The sequence below is a fragment of the Streptomyces sp. NPDC038135 genome (genome assembly GCF_055601245.1).
On the sequence record NZ_JBVJXS010000005.1, the window covers coordinates 277,402 to 298,089 of the forward strand.

The 20,688-nt window shown below is 70.2% G+C and carries 13 protein-coding genes and 1 pseudogene; 2 read left to right on the plus strand and 12 right to left on the minus strand.

What is annotated here, in order from left to right:
• Positions 1–28: 28 nt before the first annotated feature.
• Positions 29–1,081, minus strand: coding sequence for a DUF8189 domain-containing protein (locus ACZ7JA_RS16065; protein ID WP_351666766.1), 1,053 nt, complete (start codon positions 1,079–1,081; stop codon positions 29–31).
• 238 nt (positions 1,082–1,319) lie between these two features.
• On the opposite strand from ACZ7JA_RS16065, the pseudogene ACZ7JA_RS16070 reads away from it, so the two are divergent.
• Positions 1,320–1,686, plus strand: a pseudogene (locus tag ACZ7JA_RS16070) (NTP pyrophosphohydrolase).
• A gap of 134 nt (positions 1,687–1,820) precedes the next feature.
• On the opposite strand, the gene ACZ7JA_RS16075 reads toward ACZ7JA_RS16070, so the two are convergent.
• The 11 genes from ACZ7JA_RS16075 to ngcE form a co-directional block, all read right to left on the minus strand.
• Positions 1,821–2,108: a hypothetical protein gene (locus tag ACZ7JA_RS16075; protein WP_351666762.1), complete on the minus strand. Its 288-nt coding sequence runs from the start codon at positions 2,106–2,108 to the stop codon at positions 1,821–1,823.
• 82 nt (positions 2,109–2,190) lie between these two features.
• Entirely contained in the window at positions 2,191–4,053 is a 1,863-nt protein-coding gene (locus ACZ7JA_RS16080; RefSeq protein WP_470809008.1) for an ArnT family glycosyltransferase, read from the minus strand.
• Between the two features lie 81 nt (positions 4,054–4,134).
• Positions 4,135–5,658: an amino acid permease gene (locus ACZ7JA_RS16085; protein ID WP_351666760.1), complete on the minus strand. Its 1,524-nt coding sequence runs from the start codon at positions 5,656–5,658 to the stop codon at positions 4,135–4,137.
• 141 nt (positions 5,659–5,799) lie between these two features.
• Positions 5,800–7,728 (minus strand): 1-deoxy-D-xylulose-5-phosphate synthase, encoded by a 1,929-nt coding sequence (gene dxs / locus ACZ7JA_RS16090; RefSeq protein ID WP_351666758.1) that lies wholly within the window; start codon positions 7,726–7,728, stop codon positions 5,800–5,802.
• 125 nt (positions 7,729–7,853) lie between these two features.
• Positions 7,854–9,167 carry a sugar ABC transporter permease gene (locus ACZ7JA_RS16095; RefSeq protein WP_351666756.1) on the minus strand — a complete coding sequence of 438 codons (1,314 nt, stop codon included), beginning with the start codon at positions 9,165–9,167 and terminating at the stop codon, positions 7,854–7,856.
• Positions 9,164–9,955, minus strand: a complete 792-nt coding sequence (locus ACZ7JA_RS16100) for an ATP-binding cassette domain-containing protein (protein WP_174266236.1) — start codon at positions 9,953–9,955, stop codon at positions 9,164–9,166. The genes ACZ7JA_RS16095 and ACZ7JA_RS16100 overlap by 4 nt, the downstream gene beginning before the upstream one ends.
• A gap of 192 nt (positions 9,956–10,147) precedes the next feature.
• Positions 10,148–11,251, minus strand: a complete 1,104-nt coding sequence (locus ACZ7JA_RS16105; RefSeq protein WP_351666847.1) for a sugar ABC transporter substrate-binding protein — start codon at positions 11,249–11,251, stop codon at positions 10,148–10,150.
• A 133-nt stretch (positions 11,252–11,384) separates the two neighbouring features.
• Entirely contained in the window at positions 11,385–12,596 is a 1,212-nt protein-coding gene (locus ACZ7JA_RS16110) for an ROK family transcriptional regulator (RefSeq protein WP_351666754.1), read from the minus strand.
• A 586-nt stretch (positions 12,597–13,182) separates the two neighbouring features.
• Positions 13,183–14,106: a carbohydrate ABC transporter permease gene (locus tag ACZ7JA_RS16115; RefSeq protein WP_351666752.1), complete on the minus strand. Its 924-nt coding sequence runs from the start codon at positions 14,104–14,106 to the stop codon at positions 13,183–13,185.
• Between the two features lie 4 nt (positions 14,107–14,110).
• The gene (locus ACZ7JA_RS16120) at positions 14,111–15,037 is read right to left on the minus strand and encodes a carbohydrate ABC transporter permease (RefSeq protein WP_351666750.1); all 927 of its coding nucleotides are present in this window, start codon (positions 15,035–15,037) and stop codon (positions 14,111–14,113) included.
• Between the two features lie 60 nt (positions 15,038–15,097).
• Positions 15,098–16,543: an N-acetylglucosamine/diacetylchitobiose ABC transporter substrate-binding protein gene (gene ngcE / locus ACZ7JA_RS16125; protein WP_401136798.1), complete on the minus strand. Its 1,446-nt coding sequence runs from the start codon at positions 16,541–16,543 to the stop codon at positions 15,098–15,100.
• Between the two features lie 400 nt (positions 16,544–16,943).
• Here ngcE and ACZ7JA_RS16130 point away from each other — a divergent pair, with 400 nt between their 5' ends.
• Entirely contained in the window at positions 16,944–20,687 is a 3,744-nt protein-coding gene (locus ACZ7JA_RS16130) for a GH92 family glycosyl hydrolase (RefSeq protein ID WP_470808783.1), read from the plus strand.
• The last annotated feature ends 1 nt before the right edge of the window (position 20,688 follow it).

Consider the following 20,688-nt stretch of genomic DNA (forward strand, 5'->3'; position numbering starts at 1 on the left):
CATGCGAGGGCGGCCGGCCGACGGCGGGTCAGAGCGAGTGCCAGCGGCCGAGGGAGAGGCCGGCGCCGTCGTCCTGACGGGCCACCTTGGGCACGCCGTCGGGGCCGATGAGCGCCATGACCACGCGTCCCCGGCCGTCCCTCGCGAGCGCGGGACCGCCCTGGCAGGACTCGGGCAGCGCGTACCACCAGAAGCCGTCCTCCTCCTTCTCGGTGCCGCCCATGCCCAGTACGGCCGAGCCGTCGGTGCCGCGGTAGGCGAGAACGAGGCAGTCGTAACCGTCCAGCGGGGCGCGCAGCGCCGCGTAGGGCCGTTCGGCCGGCGACCCGCCGAGCATGTTGGGCCAGCCGCCGATCCGCCAGGCCGCGGCGCCGCCGCTGTCGGCGTCCGTCCAGAAGAAGGTGGCCCGGTCGAGCCCGGTCCCGGCGGCGGCGAGCGTCCCGGGCGCGGCGCGCAGTGAGAATCCGCGCGGCCCGACGAAGTCGCCGCCCGGGGCGGCCTGACGCCAGATCAGCAGGCCCGTCTCCGCCGCGGCGCAGACCTCCACCCGCCCGTCCTCCAGGGCGACCGCCGCGGGCGCGGCGTCGATGCCGCCGCCCCGCAGGTCCTCCCACGCCCGCCACTTCCCGTTCGGCGCCTCGCGGCGCAGCATCAGTCCGCCGTGCGCGCCGCGCACGAAGACGTGCACCGTGCCGTCCGCCGCGACGGCTCCGACCGGACGGCCGAGTTCCCCGTCCGGCTTCGGAGCGCCGAGCGAACGCCAGTCGCTGAAGGCGAGACCGGTCTGGTACTGGATGGCGTGGACGACGTCGACGCTTCGCGCACCGTCGGTTCCGGCACGCTCCCGGCGGCCGAAGAAGTGGACATAGCCGTTGGCGCCCTGCGCCACGGTCAGCTCGGTGACACCCGGGGCCTCGACGAAGTGCGGGCCGCTCCACACGGGGCCGCCGACCGTGGTCTCCGTCCAGCGCAGAAGCCCGCCGTCCGTGGGTGCGTAGAGCGTGAGCCGGCCGTCCTTGCCCAGCGTGAGCCAGTTCCCATGGGCGGCACCGGACGCGAACCGCTCCTGCCCCTCCCGCAAGCGCCCGCCCGGACGGGCGGCATCCACGGGGCCTGCCGGCCTTCTCCGCATGGCCTCGTGCACCTTCCTCAAGCCCGCCGCATCACGGACACGGGAACCCTGAAACTCGACACATCATATGTCGCTCGCGCACCTGTTCCCCAGCGCCCTCCGGCATCGCGTGCGGGCGGCGACGCCGATCCCTCCCGTGACAGACTGAACCGGTTACGAACGCGACGAAACCAAGGCTGTCGGCGACATGACGGACACGACGGACGACCCCCTGCTGCTGATCGTCGACGGCGCGAACGTCGTCGGTTCGCGGCCGGACGGGTGGTGGCGGGACCGCCGGGCGGCTGCGGGACCGGCTGGCCGCCGAGGGGCTGCCGGGGCACGACGGCGCGGTCGAGATCGTGCTCGTGGTCGAGGGCGCGGCGCGCGGGGTGGAGTCGGTGCCGGAGGTGCGGGTGGAGTCGGCCCCCGGCAGCGGGGACGACCGGATCGTCGAGCTGGCCGCGGAGCACTCCGGCCGGCGCCGTCTCGTGGTCACCGCCGACCGCGAGCTGCGGCGCCGGGTGAGCGAGCTGGGCGCGGAGGTGACCGGGCCGCGCGCGGTGCTGGGCTGAGCGCCGGGTCGCGCGCCCGCCGCCGCTCGGGGACGGACGGCGCCGCCCCGGTCGGCGGCGCTCCCCGCAGGGCAGGGCGCCTGCCCCGGTCGGCGGCGCCCGGTCGGGGCGGCGCGCCGGGCCCGTGGGCGCCGTCAGACCGAGAACGCCGCCATCAGGAAGAAGAAGCCGGCCAGGCCGACGAAGCCGAGGAGCGTTCCGGTCACGGCCGGCCACATGCGGCCGGTGCCCTGGCGGGCGTAGTGGATGCCCGCCAGGCCGAAGGTGACGGCGAGGGCGCCGGCCAGCCACGACCACGGCATCAGGGCGAACATGAGGCCGGGCCAGAGGCCGGGGGCGGCGATGATCCCGAGGACGAGCGCGGTGGGGCCGAGGGCGACGGCGGGTGTGTCACCGGGGTCCGGCGTGATCGGCGCAGACATGTGATCCCCCTGATTTGAACGTGTTCAAATGGTCGTCCCGAGCATAGCAGGAGGGGTCGGCGCCGATCGGGTCAACTCCCCCTCAGGCGCTGGGGATCCGGGCGTAGAGCACCGCCCCGTCGACCCGGCCCACCTCCTCGTACCGCCCTTCCAGCAGCCGGCGCAGGCTGGGGACCCGCTCCGGGCGGTACGGCTTGCCGCGGGAGTCGTCGACCACCAGAGCCGGGGCACGCGCCGCCACCTCCGCGCGGAAGACGGGCCAGGCGCCCGGGACCGCGTACCTCTCGCCGACCCGGGGGCCGTCACGGCCGCCGCTGTAGTTGGTGAGCAGGCCCGCGGTGAGGTAGCGGCTGGCCGGGGTGCGGTCCGCCAGCCAGTACGTCTCGGGGTGTATGCCCCACACCAGGACCCGGTCGGCCGGTGTCGTGCGGTGGGCGAGGGCGGTGGCGAGGCGCTGGGCGTGGGCGAGTTCGGCACGCGGGGCGAGCAGGCCCCAGGTGAGGAACAGGGCGCAGCAGCCGGCGGAGGTGAGGACGGCGGACGTCAGGTGTGCGCGGGGCAGGAGTTGCAGGGCCGCCGTGGCCAGCAGGGCGGCGGGGGGCAGAAGTTGCAGGTAGTAGTGCCCGAAGAAGTGGAAGCCGAGGACGACCGCCCCGGCCGACGAGGCCAGCCAGAGCCACAGGTCGGCCCCCATGGCTCGCACGGCTCCCATGACCCCGGGCATGCGGGCAGCTCCGGGGGCGCAGGCCGCTCCAGCGGCTCCGGCGGCTCCGGTGGCGGGGGCACAGGCGGCTCCGGCGGCTCCGGCAGCACCGGCAGCACCGGCGGCTCCGGCAGCACCGGCGGCTCCGGCAGCACCGGCGGCTCCAGCAGCACCGGCGGCTCCAGCAGCACCGGCGGCTCCAGCAGCTCCGGCAGCTCCGGCGGCTCCGGCGGCTCCGGCGGCTCCGGCGGGGCGGCCTGCTCGCAGCACCCGCACCACCGGCGGGATCAGGCCCGCGCAGGCCACGGCCAGGATCGCGGTGTTGGCCAGCCCTCGGCCGAGGACGAGCAGTTCCGAGCCCGTGAAAGAGGCGTACGTGGCTGATCCCGTGACCGTCCAGAACAGGAACCCGGCGGGGTCGGTGGCGAGGGCGACGCACGCGACGGGAAGCGCGAAACCGGCCGCCAGCCGCACGGCCCCACCCCGCACAGAACCACGCCCCCGCACGGCCTCACTCCCCGCAGGGCCACGCCCCCGCAGGCCCCCACCTCCCACAGAACCACGCACGCCCCCACCGCCCACACAACCACGCCCCCGCACACCCCCCGCCCGCGCCGCACCCCCCGGCTCCTCCCCCGCTCGCGCCCCGCCCCGCCGCCAGAGCAGCCAGACCACGGGCAGCAGGACCGCGCCGCCCGTCTGCTTGGTGAGGAAGGCGCAGGCGACTGCGGTGCCGGCCGTGCCCCAGCGGCCGCGGTCCGCGCACCACAGGGCGGCCGCGGTGCCGGGCAGTATGAACACCTCGAAGGTGGCGGCCTGCGCGTCCTCGGGGTTGAGTCCGACCGACACCAGCAGGTAGAGCACCCCGGCGGTGCGCCCCGCGGTGTCGCCCCAGCGGCGCCGGGCCACGGAGGCCAGCAGGGCCGCGGTGAGCAGTTGCGCGGCGACCGCCAGGACCCGCAGCGGGGTGAGCGAGCCGTGACCGCAGAGCGCGAAGGCGGCCTCGTACAGCCAGGGCAGCAGCGGGGGTTTGCGGTCCACGACCGTCTCGTACAGCCGGCCGCCGTGCGCGAGGAGGCCCGCCTGGACGGCCAGATACCCCTCGTCGGGGTTCCACAGCGGGCGGGCGAAGGACGGCATCCGGGTGACGCAGGCGAGCGCCGCCAGGGCGGGCAGCAGCCGTATCCAGTACGCCGTCCGGGTGAGCGCGGGCCGTGCGGAGGTGGACTGGGCGGCGAGCATGGGCGGCACGGACAGCACGTTATCCGGCCCCGCAGTTCCGGCGAAGCGGAACATACGGGGCCGAGGGGAACTACCGGGTGCTTACTGCTTCTTTCCGGGCGGCGCCCCGGGCACCTCGCCGGCCGGGGCGTTCTCCCGCAGGGCGAGGATGCTGTGCTTGCGGCCGTAGAGGAGGTAGACCGCGATGCCGATGACCATCCAGATGGCGAAGCGGAGCCAGGTCTCGGCGGGCAGGTTGAGCATCAGCCACAGCGTGGCGCACACGGACACGATCGGGACCACCGGGACCCAGGGGGTGCGGAACGCGCGGGGCAGGTCCGGGCGTGTCTTGCGCAGGATGATGACGCTGATCGCGACGACGACGAACGCGAACAGCGTGCCGATGTTCACCAGTTCCGCCAGCTCGCTCAGGCTGGTGAACCCGGCCACGATCGCGATGATCACGCCGAGCAGGATGGTCGGCCGGTGCGGGGTCTTGAAGCGCGGGTGGACGCGGGAGAAGAAGCGCGGCAGGAGGCCGTCACGGCTCATCGCGAAGAACACCCGGGTCTGGCCGAGCAGCAGGATCATGCACACGGTCGTCAGGCCGACGGCGGCGCCGAAGCTGATGACGCCCGCGTACCAGGGGTGCCCGACGGCCTTGAAGGCGTCGGCGAGCGGGGCCTCGACCGACAGGCGGGTGTACTTCTCCATGCCGGTGACGACGACGGACACCGCGACGTAGAGCACGGTGCAGATGATCAGCGAGCCGAGGATGCCGCGCGGCATGTCCCGCTGCGGGTTGCGGGTCTCCTCGGCGGCCGTGGCGACGATGTCGAAGCCGATGAACGCGAAGAACACCACCGAGGCGGCGGTGAAGATGCCCATGACGCCGAAGTTGGCGGGCGCCCAGCCGATCATGAGCTGGATGAGCGGGGCCTTGAGACTGCCGCCCGCGGGCACCGGCTCGGCGGGCGGGATGAACGGCTTGTAGTTCTGGCCGTGGACGAAGAAGGCGCCGGCGATGATCACGATGAGGACGACGGCCACCTTGATGGCGACCACGATCGAGGTGATCCGGGCGGACAGCTTCATGCCGAGCACGAGGATGCCGGTGAGCACCAGGACGAGCGCGGCGGCGAGGATGTCGAAGCCGAACCCGGTGGCCCCGTCCCGGCCGGCCAGGTAGTCCGGCAGGTGCCAGCCCGCGTTGTCGAGCAGCGAGCGGATGTAGCCCGACCAGCCGACGGCCACCACCGCCGTTCCGAGGGCGAACTCCAGGACGAGGTCCCAGCCGATGATCCAGGCGGGCAGTTCGCCGAGGGAGGCGTACGAGAACGTGTACGCGGAGCCCGCCACGGGGACCGTGGAAGCGAACTCGGCGTAGCAGAGCGCGGCGAGCGCGCAGACGACGCCGGCCGCGACGAAGGCCAGGGACACCGCCGGGCCGGCGTTGTTCTTGGCCACCTGTCCGGTGAGGACGAAGATACCGGTGCCGATGATGACACCCACGCCGAAGACGGTCAGGTCGAGGGCGGAGAGGGACTTCTTGAGGGAGTGCTCGGGTTCCTCGGTGTCCCGGATGGACTGTTCGACGTTCTTCGTCCTGAAGAGCGCGCTGCTCACGTGCCTACCTCCCACGCTTGTCGTCCTCGACATGATCGAGAGGGCCGGGTGTGCGTATGCCCGGCACAGGCAGGTTCACGCAGAAGGGCCGGTTCCGCCACCGGGGGGGGTGGCGGAACCGGCCCGTGGGGGCGCTTGCCCCTAGTCGCGCGCGGGCTCGACGGAGTCGACCTCTGCCGCCGTACGGTCGAACCGGCCGTCCAGTCTGGAGACCAGACCGGTGACCTGGCGGGCGATGTCGGGTGCGGTCAGCCCGATCTCGGCCATGACCTCGGCGCGGGAGGCGTGGTCGAGGAAGCGCGGCGGGATGCCGAAGTCGCGCAGCGGCACGTCCACGCCGGCGTCGCGCAGGGCCTGGGCGATCGCGGAGCCGACGCCGCCGACGCGGCTGTTGTCCTCGACGGTGACGACGACCCGGTGCCGCTCGGCGAGCGGGGCCATGGCCTCGTCGACGGGCTTGACCCAGCGCGGGTCGACCACGGTGGTGGAGATGCCCTGCCGCTCGAGCAGGCCGGCGATCTCCAGGCACATCGGCGCGAGGGCGCCCACGGAGACCAGCAGCACGTCCGGGCGGTCGGTGCCGGGCTCGCGCAGCACGTCCATGCCTCCGACCCGGCCCACGGCGGGTACGGCGGGGCCGACGGCGCCCTTGGAGAAGCGGACCACGGTCGGCGCGTCCTCGACGGCCACGGCCTCGCGGAGCTGGGCGCGCACCTGGTCGGCGTCGCGCGGGGCGGCCAGCCGCAGGCCCGGCACGACCTGCAGGATCGACATGTCCCACATGCCGTTGTGGGAGGCGCCGTCGGTGCCGGTGACGCCGGCCCGGTCCAGGACGAAGGTCACCCCGCACTTGTGCAGGGCCACGTCCATCAGGACCTGGTCGAAGGCGCGGTTGAGGAAGGTGGCGTAGACGGCGAAGACCGGGTGGACGCCGGCGTGCGCCAGGCCCGCCGCCGACACGGCTCCGTGCTGCTCGGCGATGCCGACGTCGTAGACCCGCTCGGGGAAGCGCTTGGCGAACCGGTCGAGGCCGACCGGCTGGAGCATGGCCGCGGTGATGGCGACGACGTCCTCGCGCTCCTCGCCCAGCTTGACCATCTCGTCTCCGAAGACGGAGGTCCAGTCGGCGCCGGAGCTGGCGATCGGCAGGCCGGTGTCGGGGTGGATCTTGCCCACGGCGTGGAAGCGGTCGGCCTCGTCCTGCAGCGCGGGCTGGTAGCCGCGGCCCTTCTCGGTCAGGCAGTGCACGATGACGGGGCCGCCGAACCGCTTGGCCCGGGCCAGGGCCGACTCCAGGGCCTCGATGTCGTGGCCGTCGATCGGGCCGACGTACTTCAGGCCCAGGTCCTCGAACATGCCCTGCGGGGCGATGAAGTCCTTCAGCCCCTTCTTGGCGCCGTGCAGGGTCTCGTACAGCGGCTTGCCCACGACCGGGGTGCGGTCGAGGATCTCCTTGGTCCGGGTCAGGAAGCGCTCGTAGCCGTCGGTCGTGCGCAGGGTCGCCAGGTGGTTGGCGAGGCCGCCGATGGTCGGGGCGTAGGAGCGCTCGTTGTCGTTGACGACGATGACCAGCGGGCGGTCCTTGGCCTCGGCGATGTTGTTCAGCGCCTCCCAGGCCATGCCGCCGGTCAGCGCCCCGTCACCGATGACGGCGACGACGTGGCTGTCCCGCTTCCTGAGCTGGTTGGCCTTGGCGATGCCGTCCGCCCAGCCGAGCACCGTGGAGGCGTGGCTGTTCTCGATGACGTCGTGCTCGGACTCGGCCTGCGAGGGGTAGCCGGACAGGCCGCCCTTCATCTTCAGCCGGGAGAAGTCCTGCCGGCCGGTGAGCAGCTTGTGGACGTAGGACTGGTGTCCGGTGTCCCACAGGACCTTGTCCTTCGGGGAGTGGAAGACGCGGTGCAGGGCGATGGTGAGCTCGACCACGCCCAGGTTGGGGCCCAGGTGGCCGCCGGTCTTGGAAACGGCGTCGACGAGGAAGGTCCGGATCTCCTCTGCCAGCTGGTCCAGCTCCTCCGGGCTGAGCCGGTCCAGATCGCGCGGTCCCCTGATGCGGGTCAGCAGCGGCACCCGTGCCTCCTTGCAGTAGAGCTGATCGAGCTGTTGCCGGGCTTGTCGAGTCTAATGTTCCGGGTTTGCGGGACACGACAGTGCCCGGCACCTTCCGGTGCCGGGCACTGGTTCGACCCGGGACGCTACGCGCGACCCGCGGTCTTCTGCGTCTTGCGCGTGACGGAGTCGATGACCACGGTGGTCAGCAGCACCGCCGCGGTGATCATGTACTTCACCGGCTCGGCGATGGACTCCAGCTGGAGACCGTACTGGATGGACACGATCACCAGCACGCCCAGCAGGGCGTTCCAGGTGCGGCCGCGGCCACCGAAGAGCGAGGTGCCGCCGATGACGGCCGCGGCGATCGCGTTCATCAGCAGGTCGCCGGTGCCGGCGCTCTGGTTGGCGGAAGCGATCTTGGAGGCCAGGAACAGACCGCCGATGGCGGCGAAGCCGCCGGAGATGCCGAACACGGAGATCCGCACCGCGGTGACGTTGATGCCCGCACGCCGGGAGGCCTCGACGCTGCCGCCGAGCGCGAAGATCTTGCGGCCGTAGGAGGTGCGGCGCAGCAGGAAGTCGGTGCCGACCAGGAAGGCGAGGAAGATCACCGTGGCCAGCGGCAGGCCCTTGTACTGGTTGTACATGTACGCCGCGGCGAACGAGACCACAGCCAGCAGGACGGTGCGCAGGACCGTGTCGCTGAGCGGCCGGGACGGGACGCCCGCGGCCTCGCGGCGCCGGTTGCCGAGGAAGGAGCTGACGAAGAACAGCACGACCACGACGAGGGCCAGGCCGTAGGCGGCGGCCAGGTCGGTGAAGGTGTACGTGGTCAGCTTGCCGATCAGGCCGTCGCTGTCGAGGTTGATCGTGCCGTCCTCGCCCAGCACCTTCAGCATGAAGCCCAGCCAGAACAGCAGACCGGCCAGGGTGACGGCGAAGGCGGGGGCGCCGAGCACCGCGAAGAAGAAGCCGTGCAGCGCGCCGATGGCGGCGCCGGCGGCGATGGCGACCAGGACGGCCACCCACTCGGGCCAGCCCTGGTTGACCGTGAGGACGGCCGCGAGGGCGCTGGCCGCGCCGCTGACCGAGCCGACCGACAGGTCGATCTCGCCGAGCAGCAGCACGAAGACGATGCCGACGGAGATCATGCCCGTGCCGACCATCGTGACCGTGATGTTGCTGATGTTCTGCGCGGAGAGGAACTCGGAGTTCAGGACCTGGAAGATGATGCAGATGACCGCGAGGCCCAGGATCACCGGGAGGGAGCCCAGCTCACCGGCCTTCATCTTCCGCTTGAACTCGGTCCAGTAGCCGAGCAGGCCCTGCTCGCGCACCAGCAGCCGGGGGTCGACCGCGGTGACGGCGGCGGAGGCGGCCTCGGGGTTCACGACGGGCGCGTCCTTGCCGGACTCGGGCGTCTTGTCGACGTTCGCGGAGGTCTTGTCGACGCTCACTTGGAAACCTCCCCGTTCGTGCGCGCCGCACGGCGGGTCACGGCGTTGTCGGTGGCGCCGGTGATGGCGGAGATGATCTCCTCCTGCGAGGTCGTCTTGACCTCGAAGACGCCGTTGTTGCGGCCGAGGCGCAGGACGGCGACCTTGTCCGCCACCGCCTTCACGTCCGCCATGTTGTGGCTGATGAGGATGACGGCGTGACCGCGCTCGCGCAGGCGCTCCACGAGGTCGAGGACCTGGGCGGTCTGCTCGACGCCGAGGGCGGCGGTGGGCTCGTCGAGGATGACCAGCTTGGGGTCACCGAGCATCGAACGGGCGATGGCCACGGTCTGGCGCTGACCGCCGGAGAGCGAGGCGATCGGGATACGGACGCTGGGGATGCGGATCGACAGCGTGGTGAGCAGCTCGCGGGCGCGGCGCTCCATCTCGACCTCGTCCAGGACGCCGAACTTCTTCAGCTCGCGGCCGAGGAAGAGGTTGCCGACGACGTCGATGTTGTCGCACAGCGCGAGGTCCTGGTAGACCGTCGCGATGCCCAGGGCCTGGGCGTCGTGCGGGCGGCTGATCGACACGGGCTTGCCGTCCCACTCGATGGCGCCCTCGTCGATGGGGTGCACGCCGGCGATCGTCTTGACCAGCGTGGACTTTCCGGCGCCGTTGTCGCCCACCAGGGCGACCACCTCACCGGCGTGGACCTCAAGCTCTACGTCGGTGAGCGCCTGAACGGCACCGAACCGCTTGGAGACCCCGCGCAACGCCAGCACGGGCGTAGCGGACACGTGAACCATCTCCTTCGCCGCCTGACCCGGCGGGAGGTTGTGCAGAAAGGTTTGGGGGGTAAGTTCCGTCCGGCGCCCCGCGCCGAGCTTGCGGGGCTGCGTGAATACGCGAGGCACCGGAGGAGCCTGGGAGCACCCGGTCCGGCCCGGTACCGGCGTTCTGGACCGAACTCCGGTACCGGGGACGGGATGAGGTGCTGCTTACTTCAGGCCGAGCTTGTCGCAGGCGGACTTGTACTTGCCCGTGCAGATGTCGGCGACGGTGTAGACGCCGTCCTTGATGACGGTGTCGTTGATGTTGTCCTTGGTCAGCGCGGTGACCGGGACGAGCACCGAGGGGACGTCCTTGGCGGAGCCGGAGGAGACCTTGTCCTTGGCGACGGAGTCCAGGCTCTCGCCCTTGGCGAGGGCGACGGCCATCTCGGCGGCGGCCTCGGCCTCGGGGGCGTACGGCTTGTAGACGCTCATGTACTGCTCACCGGAGACGATGCGCTGCACACCGGCCAGCTCGGCGTCCTGGCCGGTGACCGGCACGGAGATGCCCGCGGCCTTCAGAGCGGTGATGATACCGCCGGCCATGCCGTCGTTGGCGGAGTAGACACCCGCGATCTTGCCCTTGCCGACCGAGGAGATCGCCGCCTCCATCTCGGAGTTGGCGTTGTCCGGCGACCACTCCTTGGTGTCGTACTCCTTGGCGATGGTGACCTTGCCGTCGAGGACGGAGTGCGCGCCCTTCTTGAACTGGGCGGCGTTCGGGTCGGTGACCGAGCCGTTGACCATGACGATCTTGGAGGACTTGGTGGCCTTGCCGCCCAGCGCCTTCAGCAGGGCCTCGCCCTGGGTCTTGCCGACCTCCTCGTTGTCGAACGAGGTGTAGGCGCTGATCGGGCCCTCGGCGAGACGGTCGTACGCCACGACCTTGATGCCGGCGTCCTTGGCCTTCTGGACCGAGTTCTGGATCGCCTTGGCGTCCACCGCGTCCAGGATCAGCACGTCCACCTTGTTGGTGATCATGGTGTCGACCTGCTGGGCCTGCAGGTTCGCGTCCTGGCGGGCGTTGTTGTACTGGATCTCCGCCTTGTTGTTCGTCAGCTCCTGGATCTTCTTGGTGATCAGGGGCTTGTCGAACTTCTCGTAGCGGGCGGTCTTGTTCTCCGGAAGCAGGAGACCGACCTTGATGTCGTCGCCCTTCTTGGCGGACGACGCCGAAGAGCTGTCGTCTCCCTTGGACTCCTTGGCACTGCCACAGGCGGCCAGCGAGACGGCCATCGCACCAGCGGCAACGGCAACGGCGGCACGACGCATACGCGTGTTCACTCTGTAAACCTCCCTGACGAGGCCGCGTCGTTGCGGCCGAGGTGGCTGGAAGTCAACTCGGCCACACGTGCGACGTCAAGAAGTAAATCCTTAACGAGATGGCAACGGTGCCATCCGTTCTCTAAGTGAAGGCAGGGGTGGCCGCCGCGAGCGTGCCTGCGACAGACCCGTCCAGAAGGGTCGAATCGCCCATCTCGCTGAGCGCGAGAGCGAGCGCTCCGAGCACCTCCGCACGGCCCCCAAGTGCCCCGGGAAGAACGGACAGTTGACGCGCCGCGCTGGGGATCGCATAGCGGCCGACGGACTCCCTGATGGGCCCGAGAACGAGCTCTCCGGCCTCGGCGAGATCACCACCGAGGACCACCCGGCTCGGGTTCAGCAGATTGCAGAGATTGGCCACTCCACTGCCGATGTGGCGGCCGACGTCGGCGATCACCCGACGACAGCCCGGGTCTCCGTCCCTGGCCAGCCGCACGACGCCTTCCATGGTCAGATCGGTGCCGTGGCTGGGCTGGAGCAGCGGAAGCACGTAGCGCGCGGCCGTGAACGTCTCCAGGCAGCCACGGTTCCCGCATCGGCAGACCGGGCCGGATTCATCGAGTGTAATATGTCCGATTTCCCCAGCTGTGCCGCCCGGGCCGCGATAGATCTTCCCGTTGATCACGAGACCGGCGCCGACACCGCTGGCGACCTTGATGTACGCCAGGTCGCGCACGCCCTTGCCGCTGCCCCAGACCAGCTCGCCGAGCGCGCCGAGGTTGGCGTCGTTGTCCACGTGCACGGGCACGCCGAGCCGCTCGCGCAGCTCCTCGGCGGGCTTGGTGCCGGTCCAGCCGGGCAGGATCGCGGTGGACCCCAGGGTGCCCGACTCCACGTCGATCGGGCCGGGCACGCCGAGCCCCACGCCGGCCACCTTGGTCCGGTCCACGCCGGTGGCCGCGATCAGGCGGTTGACCAGCTCCTCGGCCCGGTCGAAGCCCTGCGCGGAGGAGGCGTCCACGTCCAGCGGCTCGGACTCCTCGGCGAGCACCTGGTGCGCGAGGTTCCCGATGGCGACGCGCAGGTGCGTGTGCCCGAAGTCCACGCCGATCACGATGCCGGCGTCCCCGCTCAGCGAGACGCTGCGGGCCCGCCGCCCGCCCGCCGACGTGGGCGTGACCTCGACGGTTCCGCCGTCCTTCAGCTCCCGCACGATGTTGGAGACGGTCGCGGCGGACAGGCCGGTCGTCCGTGCGATCTCCGCCTGCGTGAGCGACCCGGCAAGCCGTACCGCCCGCACGACCCGCTCCAGGTTGGCTCGGTGCAGCGACGACTGCGACCCCGGAGTCTCCATCGACCCATCCACTCCCGCCATCGGCCGGGCGGCCCCAGTGCCGCCCGTGGCCCAGGTCACATCTGCGGAACCGGGCCACTTACAAGTTGTGAACTCCAAGCTCGGCTGTACGGGTTACATCAGTCAAGTCCTTGACGGAAATCGCTCTCGCTTTCACCGTTCCGCCCAGGACACCCGGGGGACATGTACAGGCCACCCCCGAGCAGGGCGGCAGGGCGCCCCGGCGGGTGCTCCGGGAGGGGGCCGGGGAGGGCGGCGCGGGGGTGGGGGCGGCTCCCCCGCACCGTTCAGCCGCGGAATGCGGGGACCCGGCCCGTGACGTGCGCGTGACCCGGGGTGACGCCGGGGCCCAGGGATCATCGTGCGAATCGCGAGTGCGAACGGAATCGTGCGGCGAGCGCGCTGGGACGACCGTGCGCCGGGTACGGCGAGCGCGGCGCCGGGGCCCCGGGGACGGCACGGTGCGCCGGGACGGACGGAGGGCGCCGGGACGGGCTGAGGGCGCCGGGGCCCCGGAGGCGGCCACGGACGCGGACGGGCCCGGGCGCCCCCGTGGGGGACGCCCGGGCCGTCCGCGGGCCTGCGGCTACTTCAGGGCGCCCGCCGTCAGTCCCGCCACCACCTGGCGCTGGAAGACGATGTACGCCGCCAGGACCGGCAGCATCGCCATCACCAGGCCGGCGAAGAGGCCGGACCAGTCGCCCTTGTATCCCTGGCTGACCGCGAGCTGGACCAGTCCCTGGGTGAGGACGCGCTTGTCGGGGTCGGTGTTGAGGACCGTGGGCAGCATGTACTGGTTCCACTGGCCGAGGAAGTTGAAGATGCCGACGCTGATCAGGCCCGGCTTGGCCATCGGCAGCATGATCTGGAAGAACGTGCGCGTGTGCGAGGCGCCGTCGACGAACGCCGCTTCCGCCACCGACGTGGGCAGGGTGCGGAAGAAGGCGGTCAGGAAGAAGACCGTGAACGGCAGCGAGTACGCGATGTAGACCAGGATCAGGCCGTGGATCGTGTTCAGCAGGCCCATGTTGTTCACCACGTAGAACAGCGGGACCAGCGCCAGCATGATCGGGAAGCTCATGCCGCCGATGAACAGGAAGTAGATGAAGCGGTTGCCGGGGAAGTCGAAGCGGGCCAGGACGTAGGCGGCCATGGAGCCGAGCACCAGGGTGCCGACGAGCGAGCCGCCGACCACCAGGACCGTGTTCAGGAAGTAGTCGCTCATGTTGGCCTGGGTCCAGGCCCTCGACCAGTTGTCGAAGTGCAGCCGGTCCGGCAGCGACCAGGGCGAGCCGAAGATGGAGGCGTCGTCCTTGAAGGACGTCATCACCGCCCACAGCAGCGGCAGGACCACCATGATCGCCCACAGGACCAGCATGCCGTGGGAGAAGACGTTGAGGACGGAGCCCTCCTTCTTCTCCACGGCCGGCCGCGCCGGCGCCACGTCGACCTTCGAGACGGTCGCGCCGGACTCCGCCGGCAGCGGTGCGGGGGTCTCGGTCGTCTTCATCGCTTCAGTACTCCAGCCGCTCGCGACGGCCCAGCCGCATCACGACCGCCGCGAAGGCGAGCGTGACCACGAGGAGGGCGACGCCGATGGTGGTGGCGTAGGCGGCCTGACCGTCCCGGAACGCCTTCTGGTACACGTACAGGACCATCACGGTGGTCGAGTAGTCCGGGCCGCCCGGTCCGGTCGTCATGATCTGGACGACCGCGAAGGACTCGGCGCCCAGCGCGAGGATGCCCATGTAGACCCAGCCGGACTGCACGGTGTCCCACAGCAGCGGCAGGGTGATGCGGAAGAACGTGGTGAAGCGGCTCGCCCCGTCGAGCAGGGCCGCCTCGTACATCTCGGACGGGATCGACGCCATGCCGGCCGAGAAGAGCACCACGAAGAAGCCGACCGTGGACCACACCAGCACGGCCATCACGCACCACAGGGCGAGGTTCGGGTCGCCCAGCCACAGGGGCTGGACGCCGTCGAGGCCGATTCCGCGCAGGAACGAGTTGATGGCGCCGCTGTCCGGGTTGTAGGCGAAGGCGAACAGCAGCGCGACGATCGCGATCGACAGCACCTGCGGGAAGAAGTAGACGATTTTGTAGAACCCGGAGCCGCGGACTCCGGAAATCACCGGACCGCCCCTCCGGCGCCGTCCGCCCACATTGATCATGAAGGCGAAGAACAGCGCGAGACCGATCGTCACCAGCGGCAGGACCAGCGCGAAGAGCAGACTGTGCTGCAACGACTTCCAGAAGATGTCGTCGTCGAACATCCTCCGGTAGTTGTCGAAGCCGACCATCTTGAATTCGGGACTCAGTCCGGTCCAGTCCGTGAACGAATAGTAGATGGACTGGATGAAGGGCCATACGACGAAAAGCGCGTAGAGCCCGAGAGGCGCCGCGAGGAACCCCACGATGAACCGGTACTTGCCGTGCTGCATTACTGCCGACCCCGATCTCCGGTCAGGTGCTGCCGCTGGTGACGAACCCTCACTTCGGGTCTACTGGTGCTTGTAGTGCTTGATCGACGTGTCCTTCGCGGCCTCGTCGGCGAAGCCCTGGATCTTCTTGATGGCCTCCGCCGGGGTGAGGCGGCCGGCCATCATCTCGCCGAGCCCGGACACACCGATCTTCTCCTTCTGGAGCTGCACGTACCAGTCCTGCAGCCGGGGATTCACCACGTTGGCTCCGGCCTTGTCCAGCGCCGCCACGCCCGACTTCAGGCCGGGGGTGAGGGTGATGCCGTCGGTGCCGCCGTTGAAGGCGGTCAGCGACTTCACCTTGGCGGTGAAGTTCTTCGAGGAGGCCTCGGAGAGCATGATGCGCAGCTGCTCCATGCCGCCCTCGGAGTTCGCCGCCTTGGCGGGCACGACGAAGGGCTCGCCGCCGGACGCCCAGATGGTGCCGAACGGCATCTTGTCGGAGCCGTCGAGGCCGGTGGGCGCGGAGACGGCGAGGTTGAAGTCGGCGGGGATGACGTTGGCCGACTCGTTCTCCACCCAGGAGCCGTTCGGGATGAACAGCGCCTTGCCCTTGGCCCACGCCGTCTGCGACTGGATGTGGTCCAGGCCCGGGGTGCCCTTGAGGACGTAGCCCTTCTTGTAGAGCTCGTAGTAGGCCTCGAAGCAGGCCTTGACGGCCGGGTGCTTCCAGGCGTTCGGCTCCAGGTTGTCGATGGCGTCCAGCACCTCGCGGCCGCCGACCTTGCCGATCATCGGGTACAGCGAGAACGGGAGGTAGTACGGGTACTTGCCCGCGTACGTCCAGCCCGCCATGCCCTTCTTCTTGGCCTTCTCGCAGACCTTGAGCATCTCGTCCCAGGTCTCCGGGTACTTCTCGTCGAGCGAGTCCAGGGCCTTCTGCGAGTACCAGACGCCGTACACCGTGTAGGCGTAGTACAGGATCCAGACCTTGTCGCCGTCGAACTGGCCCATCTCGACGATGCCCGGCCGCAGCGTGTCGCGGACCTTCTTGCCCGGGTCGTCGAAGGACGGCGCGTCCAGCAGCGGGGTGAGGTCCGCGAGCTGGTTCTTGCCGACGAGCACACCCATGTCCATCTGCTCGGCGCCGGAGTTGTCGATGAGGTCCGGCGGGTTGCCCTGGTTGAAGCGGGGCTGCAGGGTGGACTGGATCTTCTGGGTGGCGGAGAACTTCACCGTGGCCTTGGGGAAGTCCTTCTGGTAGATCTTCACCGCGTCCTGGGCGTACTCCTTGCCGAAGCCGCCGTCGAAGAGGACGAACTCCATCTTCGCGCCGTCGTTGACGCCGAGCGGGTTCTTCGCGGTCTTCTTGCCGGCCTTCGCCTTGTCCTGTCCGTCGCCGCCGCTGCTCGCGCAGGCGGACAGCAGGCCCATTCCGGGGGCCGCGACCAGTCCGAGCGCCGCGGAACGCTTGATCAGATCGCGGCGGCCGACGCCCTCGCCACCGTGGTGCGCAGTGGATCCCATGCTCAAGTCCTCGCCTTCTCCAGGACTCAGGCGGTGAACCGGATCCTCCCCGGCACCGCTGTCGGGTAGTGCAGGGTCATGCGGGAAACGTCGACAGGTATAGTCCACTTCCCGCCAGCGGAGCAAGATCGAATGCAAGGTTCGCGATGGGTCTTTTCCGACTTGAGACCTCGCGGAAATATGAGGCGCCTGTGGGCGCCGTGCTGGAAAAAGTCGCGACATAAGACCCTGAATGCCACGCTCAACACCCTTGACATCACCGGCCACTTGGCCACCTACTGGTTCCTGCGCATCGAGCTGACAACGTTGTCCGGAGTGAGCGCAGGAGGGGAAGCTGTAGATGCAGCGCAGAAGTCGACTCAGAAACGGTCCGGCGGTCGTGCTCACGGCCGCCTTTGTCATGGCCGTCGGAACCCAGGGCGCGGCGGTGGCCCTGCCGGCGAAGCCGCCGGCCGCCGACCGGGAGTTCGCATCCTCGTTCGAGGCGGGCGATCCGGCGCCGGACTGGCTGAACACGGTGGACACGGCGGCGGACGGGGGCAAGCGCGCCTCGGGCGTGGACGGCGGCTACAGCACCGGCATCCCGGGCAACGTCGACGACCATGTCACCGAGGTGCGGGCCAGCGACGAGAACGCGGGCGCCGGCGAGGTGAAGGAGAACCTCGTCGACGGCGAGCCGGGCACCAAGTGGCTGGCCTTCAAGCCCACCGGCTGGGTGGAGTTCGACCTGGACAAGCCGGTCAAGCTGGTGACGTACGCGCTCACTTCGGCCAACGACTACGCCGAGCGCGACCCGAAGGACTGGACGCTCCAGGGCTCGGCGGACGGCAAGGACTGGAAGACGCTCGACACCCGCTCGGGTGAGAGCTTCAAGGAGCGGTTCCAGACCAAGTCGTACGATCTGGCCGAGCCCGCCGAGTACCAGCACTTCCGGCTCGACGTGACCGCGAACAACGGCGCCTCGGGCATCCTGCAGCTCGCCGACGTGCAGTTCTCCACCGGCGGCGGGGACACCACGGTGCCCCACGACATGCTGTCCCTGGTCGACAAGGGGCCGATCGGCTCGCCCACGGCCAAGGCCGGCGCCGGGTTCACCGGAAAGCGTGCCCTGCGCTACGCCGGACGGCACACGGCGGACGGGCGGGCGTACTCGTACAACAAGGTCTTCGACGTGAACGTGCGGGTCGGCGGCGACACGCAGCTGTCCTACCGCGTCTTCCCGTCCATGGCCGACGGCGACCGCGACTACGACGCCACCAACGTCTCGGTCGACCTGGCCTTCACGGACGGCACCTACCTCAGCGGCCTGGGCGCCACCGATCAGCACGGTTTCGCGCTGACACCGCGCGGCCAGGGCGCGTCCAAGGCGCTCTACGTCAACCAGTGGAACAACGTGGCCTCCCGGATCGGCTCGGTGGCGGCCGGCAAGACGGTGGACCGGATACTGGTGGCGTACGACTCGCCGGACGGCCCGGCCAAGTTCCGCGGCTGGATAGACGACGTCGCCCTGAAGCCGGTGGCGCCCGAGAAGCCGAAGGCGCACCTGTCGGACTACGCGCTGACCACCCGCGGCACCAACTCCAGCGGCAGCTTCTCGCGCGGCAACAACTTCCCGGCGACGGCCGTCCCGCACGGCTTCAACTTCTGGACGCCGGTCACCAACGCGTCTTCGCTGAGCTGGCTCTACGAGTACGCACATGCGAACAACGGCGACAACCTGCCGACGATCCAGGCGTTCAGCGCGAGCCACGAACCGAGCCCCTGGATGGGCGACCGGCAGACCTTCCAGGTCATGCCGTCGGCCGCCGCCGGCACCCCGGACACCGGCCGCGAGGCGCGCGAGCTGGCCTTCCGGCACGAGAACGAGACCGCCCGGCCGTACTACTACGGCGTCCGGTTCGAGAACGGGCTGAAGGCGGAGATAACCCCGACCGACCACGCGGCCGCGCTGCGCTTCACCTACCCGGGTAACGACGCGAGCGTGGTGTTCGACAACGTGACCGAGCAGGCGGGCCTGACCCTGGACGAGGAGCACGGCGTCGTCACCGGCTACTCGGACGTGAAGTCGGGACTGTCGACGGGCGCGACCCGGCTGTTCGTGTACGGCCGGTTCGACAAGCCGGTGACCGGCGGCGACTCCAGCGGGGTGAAGGGCTTTCTGCGTTTCGCCGCGGGTTCCGACCACACGGTCACCCTGCGGCTGGCGACCTCGCTGATCAGCGTGGACCAGGCGAAGGACAACCTGGCGCAGGAGATCCCGGACGGCACGTCCTTCCAGACCGTCAAGACGCGGGCCCAGCAGGCCTGGGACAGGATCCTCGGCAAGGTCGAGGTGGAGGGCGCGACCCCGGACCAGCTGACCACGCTGTACTCCAGCATGTACCGGCTGTACCTGTACCCGAACTCGGGCTTCGAGAAGGTCGGCGGCAAGGACCAGTACGCCTCGCCCTTCTCCCCCATGCCCGGCCCCGACTCGCCGACGCACACCGGCGCGAAGATCGTCGACGGCAAGGTGTACGTCAACAACGGCTTCTGGGACACGTACCGGACCACCTGGCCGGCTTACTCGTTCCTGACCCCGTCGCAGGCGGGCGAGATGGTCGACGGGTTCGTGCAGCAGTACAAGGACGGTGGCTGGACCTCCCGCTGGTCCTCCCCCGGCTACGCCGACCTGATGACCGGCACCTCCTCGGACGTCGCGTTCGCCGACGCGTACGTCAAGGGCGTGAAGTTCGACGCGAAGGCGGCCTACGACGCGGCGGTCAAGAACGCCACCGTCGTGCCCCCGTCCTCGGGCGTGGGACGCAAGGGCATGAGCACCTCGCCGTTCCTCGGCTACACCAGCACCGACACCCACGAGGGCCTGTCGTGGGCGATGGAGGGATACGTCAACGACTACGGCATCGCCAAGATGGGCGAGGCCCTCTACAAGAAGACGGGCGAGAAGCGCTACAAGGAGGAGTCCCAGTACTTCCTCAACCGCGCCCGGGACTACGTGAACCTCTTCGACGCCAAGGCCGGCTTCTTCCAGGGCCGTGACGCCAAGGGCGGCCGGCGCGTGGACTCCTCGAAGTACGACCCGCGCGTGTGGGGCTACGACTACACGGAGACCAACGGCTGGGGCTACGCCTTCACCGCCCCGCAGGACAGCCGGGGCCTGGCCAACCTGTACGGCGGCCGGCAGGGCCTCGCCGACAAGCTCGACGAGTACTTCGCCACGCCCGAGACGGCCTCCCCGGACTTCGTCGGCTCCTACGGCGGCGTCATCCACGAGATGACCGAGGCCCGGGACGTCCGGATGGGCATGTACGGCCACTCCAACCAGGTCGCGCACCACGTCATCTACATGTACGACGCGGCGGGCGAACCGTGGAAGGCGCAGGAGCACGTGCGCGAGGCGCTGTCCCGGCTCTACACGGGCAGCGAGATCGGCCAGGGCTACCACGGCGACGAGGACAACGGCGAGCAGTCGGCCTGGTACCTGTTCTCCTCGCTCGGCTTCTACCCGCTGGTCATGGGCGGCGGCGAGTACGCCATCGGCTCCCCGCTGTTCAAGAAGGCGACCGTGCACCTGGAGAACGGCCGCGACCTGGTGATCAAGGCGCCGCGCAACAGCGCGAAGAACGTGTACGTGCAGGGTGTGAAGGTCAACGGCAGCCCCTGGACGTCCACTTCGCTCCCCCACTCGCTGCTGTCCAAGGGCGGCCAGATCGAGTTCTTCATGGGGTCCAAGCCCTCGACCTGGGGCACGGGCGCGAAGGCGGCCCCGGTCTCCGTCACCCAGGACGACAAGGTGCCGGCCCCGCGCGCGGACGTGCTGAAGGGCGACGGCGCCCTGTTCGACGACACGTCGGCGACGAGCGCGACGGTCACCGCGGTGGACCTGCCCGCCGCGGACGGCGCCAGGCCGGTGCAGTACACGCTGACCTCGGCGGCGGACCGCACGAAGGCGCCGGCCGGCTGGACCCTGCAGGGGTCCGCGGACGGCACGACCTGGAAGACGCTGGACCACCGTTCCGGCGAATCGTTCCGTTGGGACCGGCAGACCAGGGCGTTCACCATCGCCGCCCCGGGCGCCTACGCGAAGTACCGCCTGGTGCTCGACGGTGAGGCGACGCTGGCGGAGGTGGAGCTGCTGGGCTGAC

What these genes read in the sequence shown, in the direction of transcription:
- ACZ7JA_RS16075 (WP_351666762.1), bottom strand. Translation starts at nt 2,108, where the DNA reads ATGTCTGCGCCGATCACGCCGGACCCCGGTGACACACCCGCCGTCGCC.
- ACZ7JA_RS16080 (WP_470809008.1), bottom strand. Translation starts at nt 4,053, where the DNA reads ATGCTCGCCGCCCAGTCCACCTCCGCACGGCCCGCGCTCACCCGGACG.
- ACZ7JA_RS16100 (WP_174266236.1), bottom strand. Translation starts at nt 9,955, where the DNA reads ATGGTTCACGTGTCCGCTACGCCCGTGCTGGCGTTGCGCGGGGTCTCC.
- ACZ7JA_RS16105 (WP_351666847.1), bottom strand. Translation starts at nt 11,251, where the DNA reads ATGCGTCGTGCCGCCGTTGCCGTTGCCGCTGGTGCGATGGCCGTCTCG.
- ACZ7JA_RS16110 (WP_351666754.1), bottom strand. Translation starts at nt 12,596, where the DNA reads ATGGAGACTCCGGGGTCGCAGTCGTCGCTGCACCGAGCCAACCTGGAG.
- ACZ7JA_RS16115 (WP_351666752.1), bottom strand. Translation starts at nt 14,106, where the DNA reads ATGAAGACGACCGAGACCCCCGCACCGCTGCCGGCGGAGTCCGGCGCG.
- ACZ7JA_RS16120 (WP_351666750.1), bottom strand. Translation starts at nt 15,037, where the DNA reads ATGCAGCACGGCAAGTACCGGTTCATCGTGGGGTTCCTCGCGGCGCCT.
- ngcE (WP_401136798.1), bottom strand. Translation starts at nt 16,543, where the DNA reads ATGGGATCCACTGCGCACCACGGTGGCGAGGGCGTCGGCCGCCGCGAT.
- ACZ7JA_RS16130 (WP_470808783.1), top strand. Translation starts at nt 16,944, where the DNA reads ATGGCCGTCGGAACCCAGGGCGCGGCGGTGGCCCTGCCGGCGAAGCCG.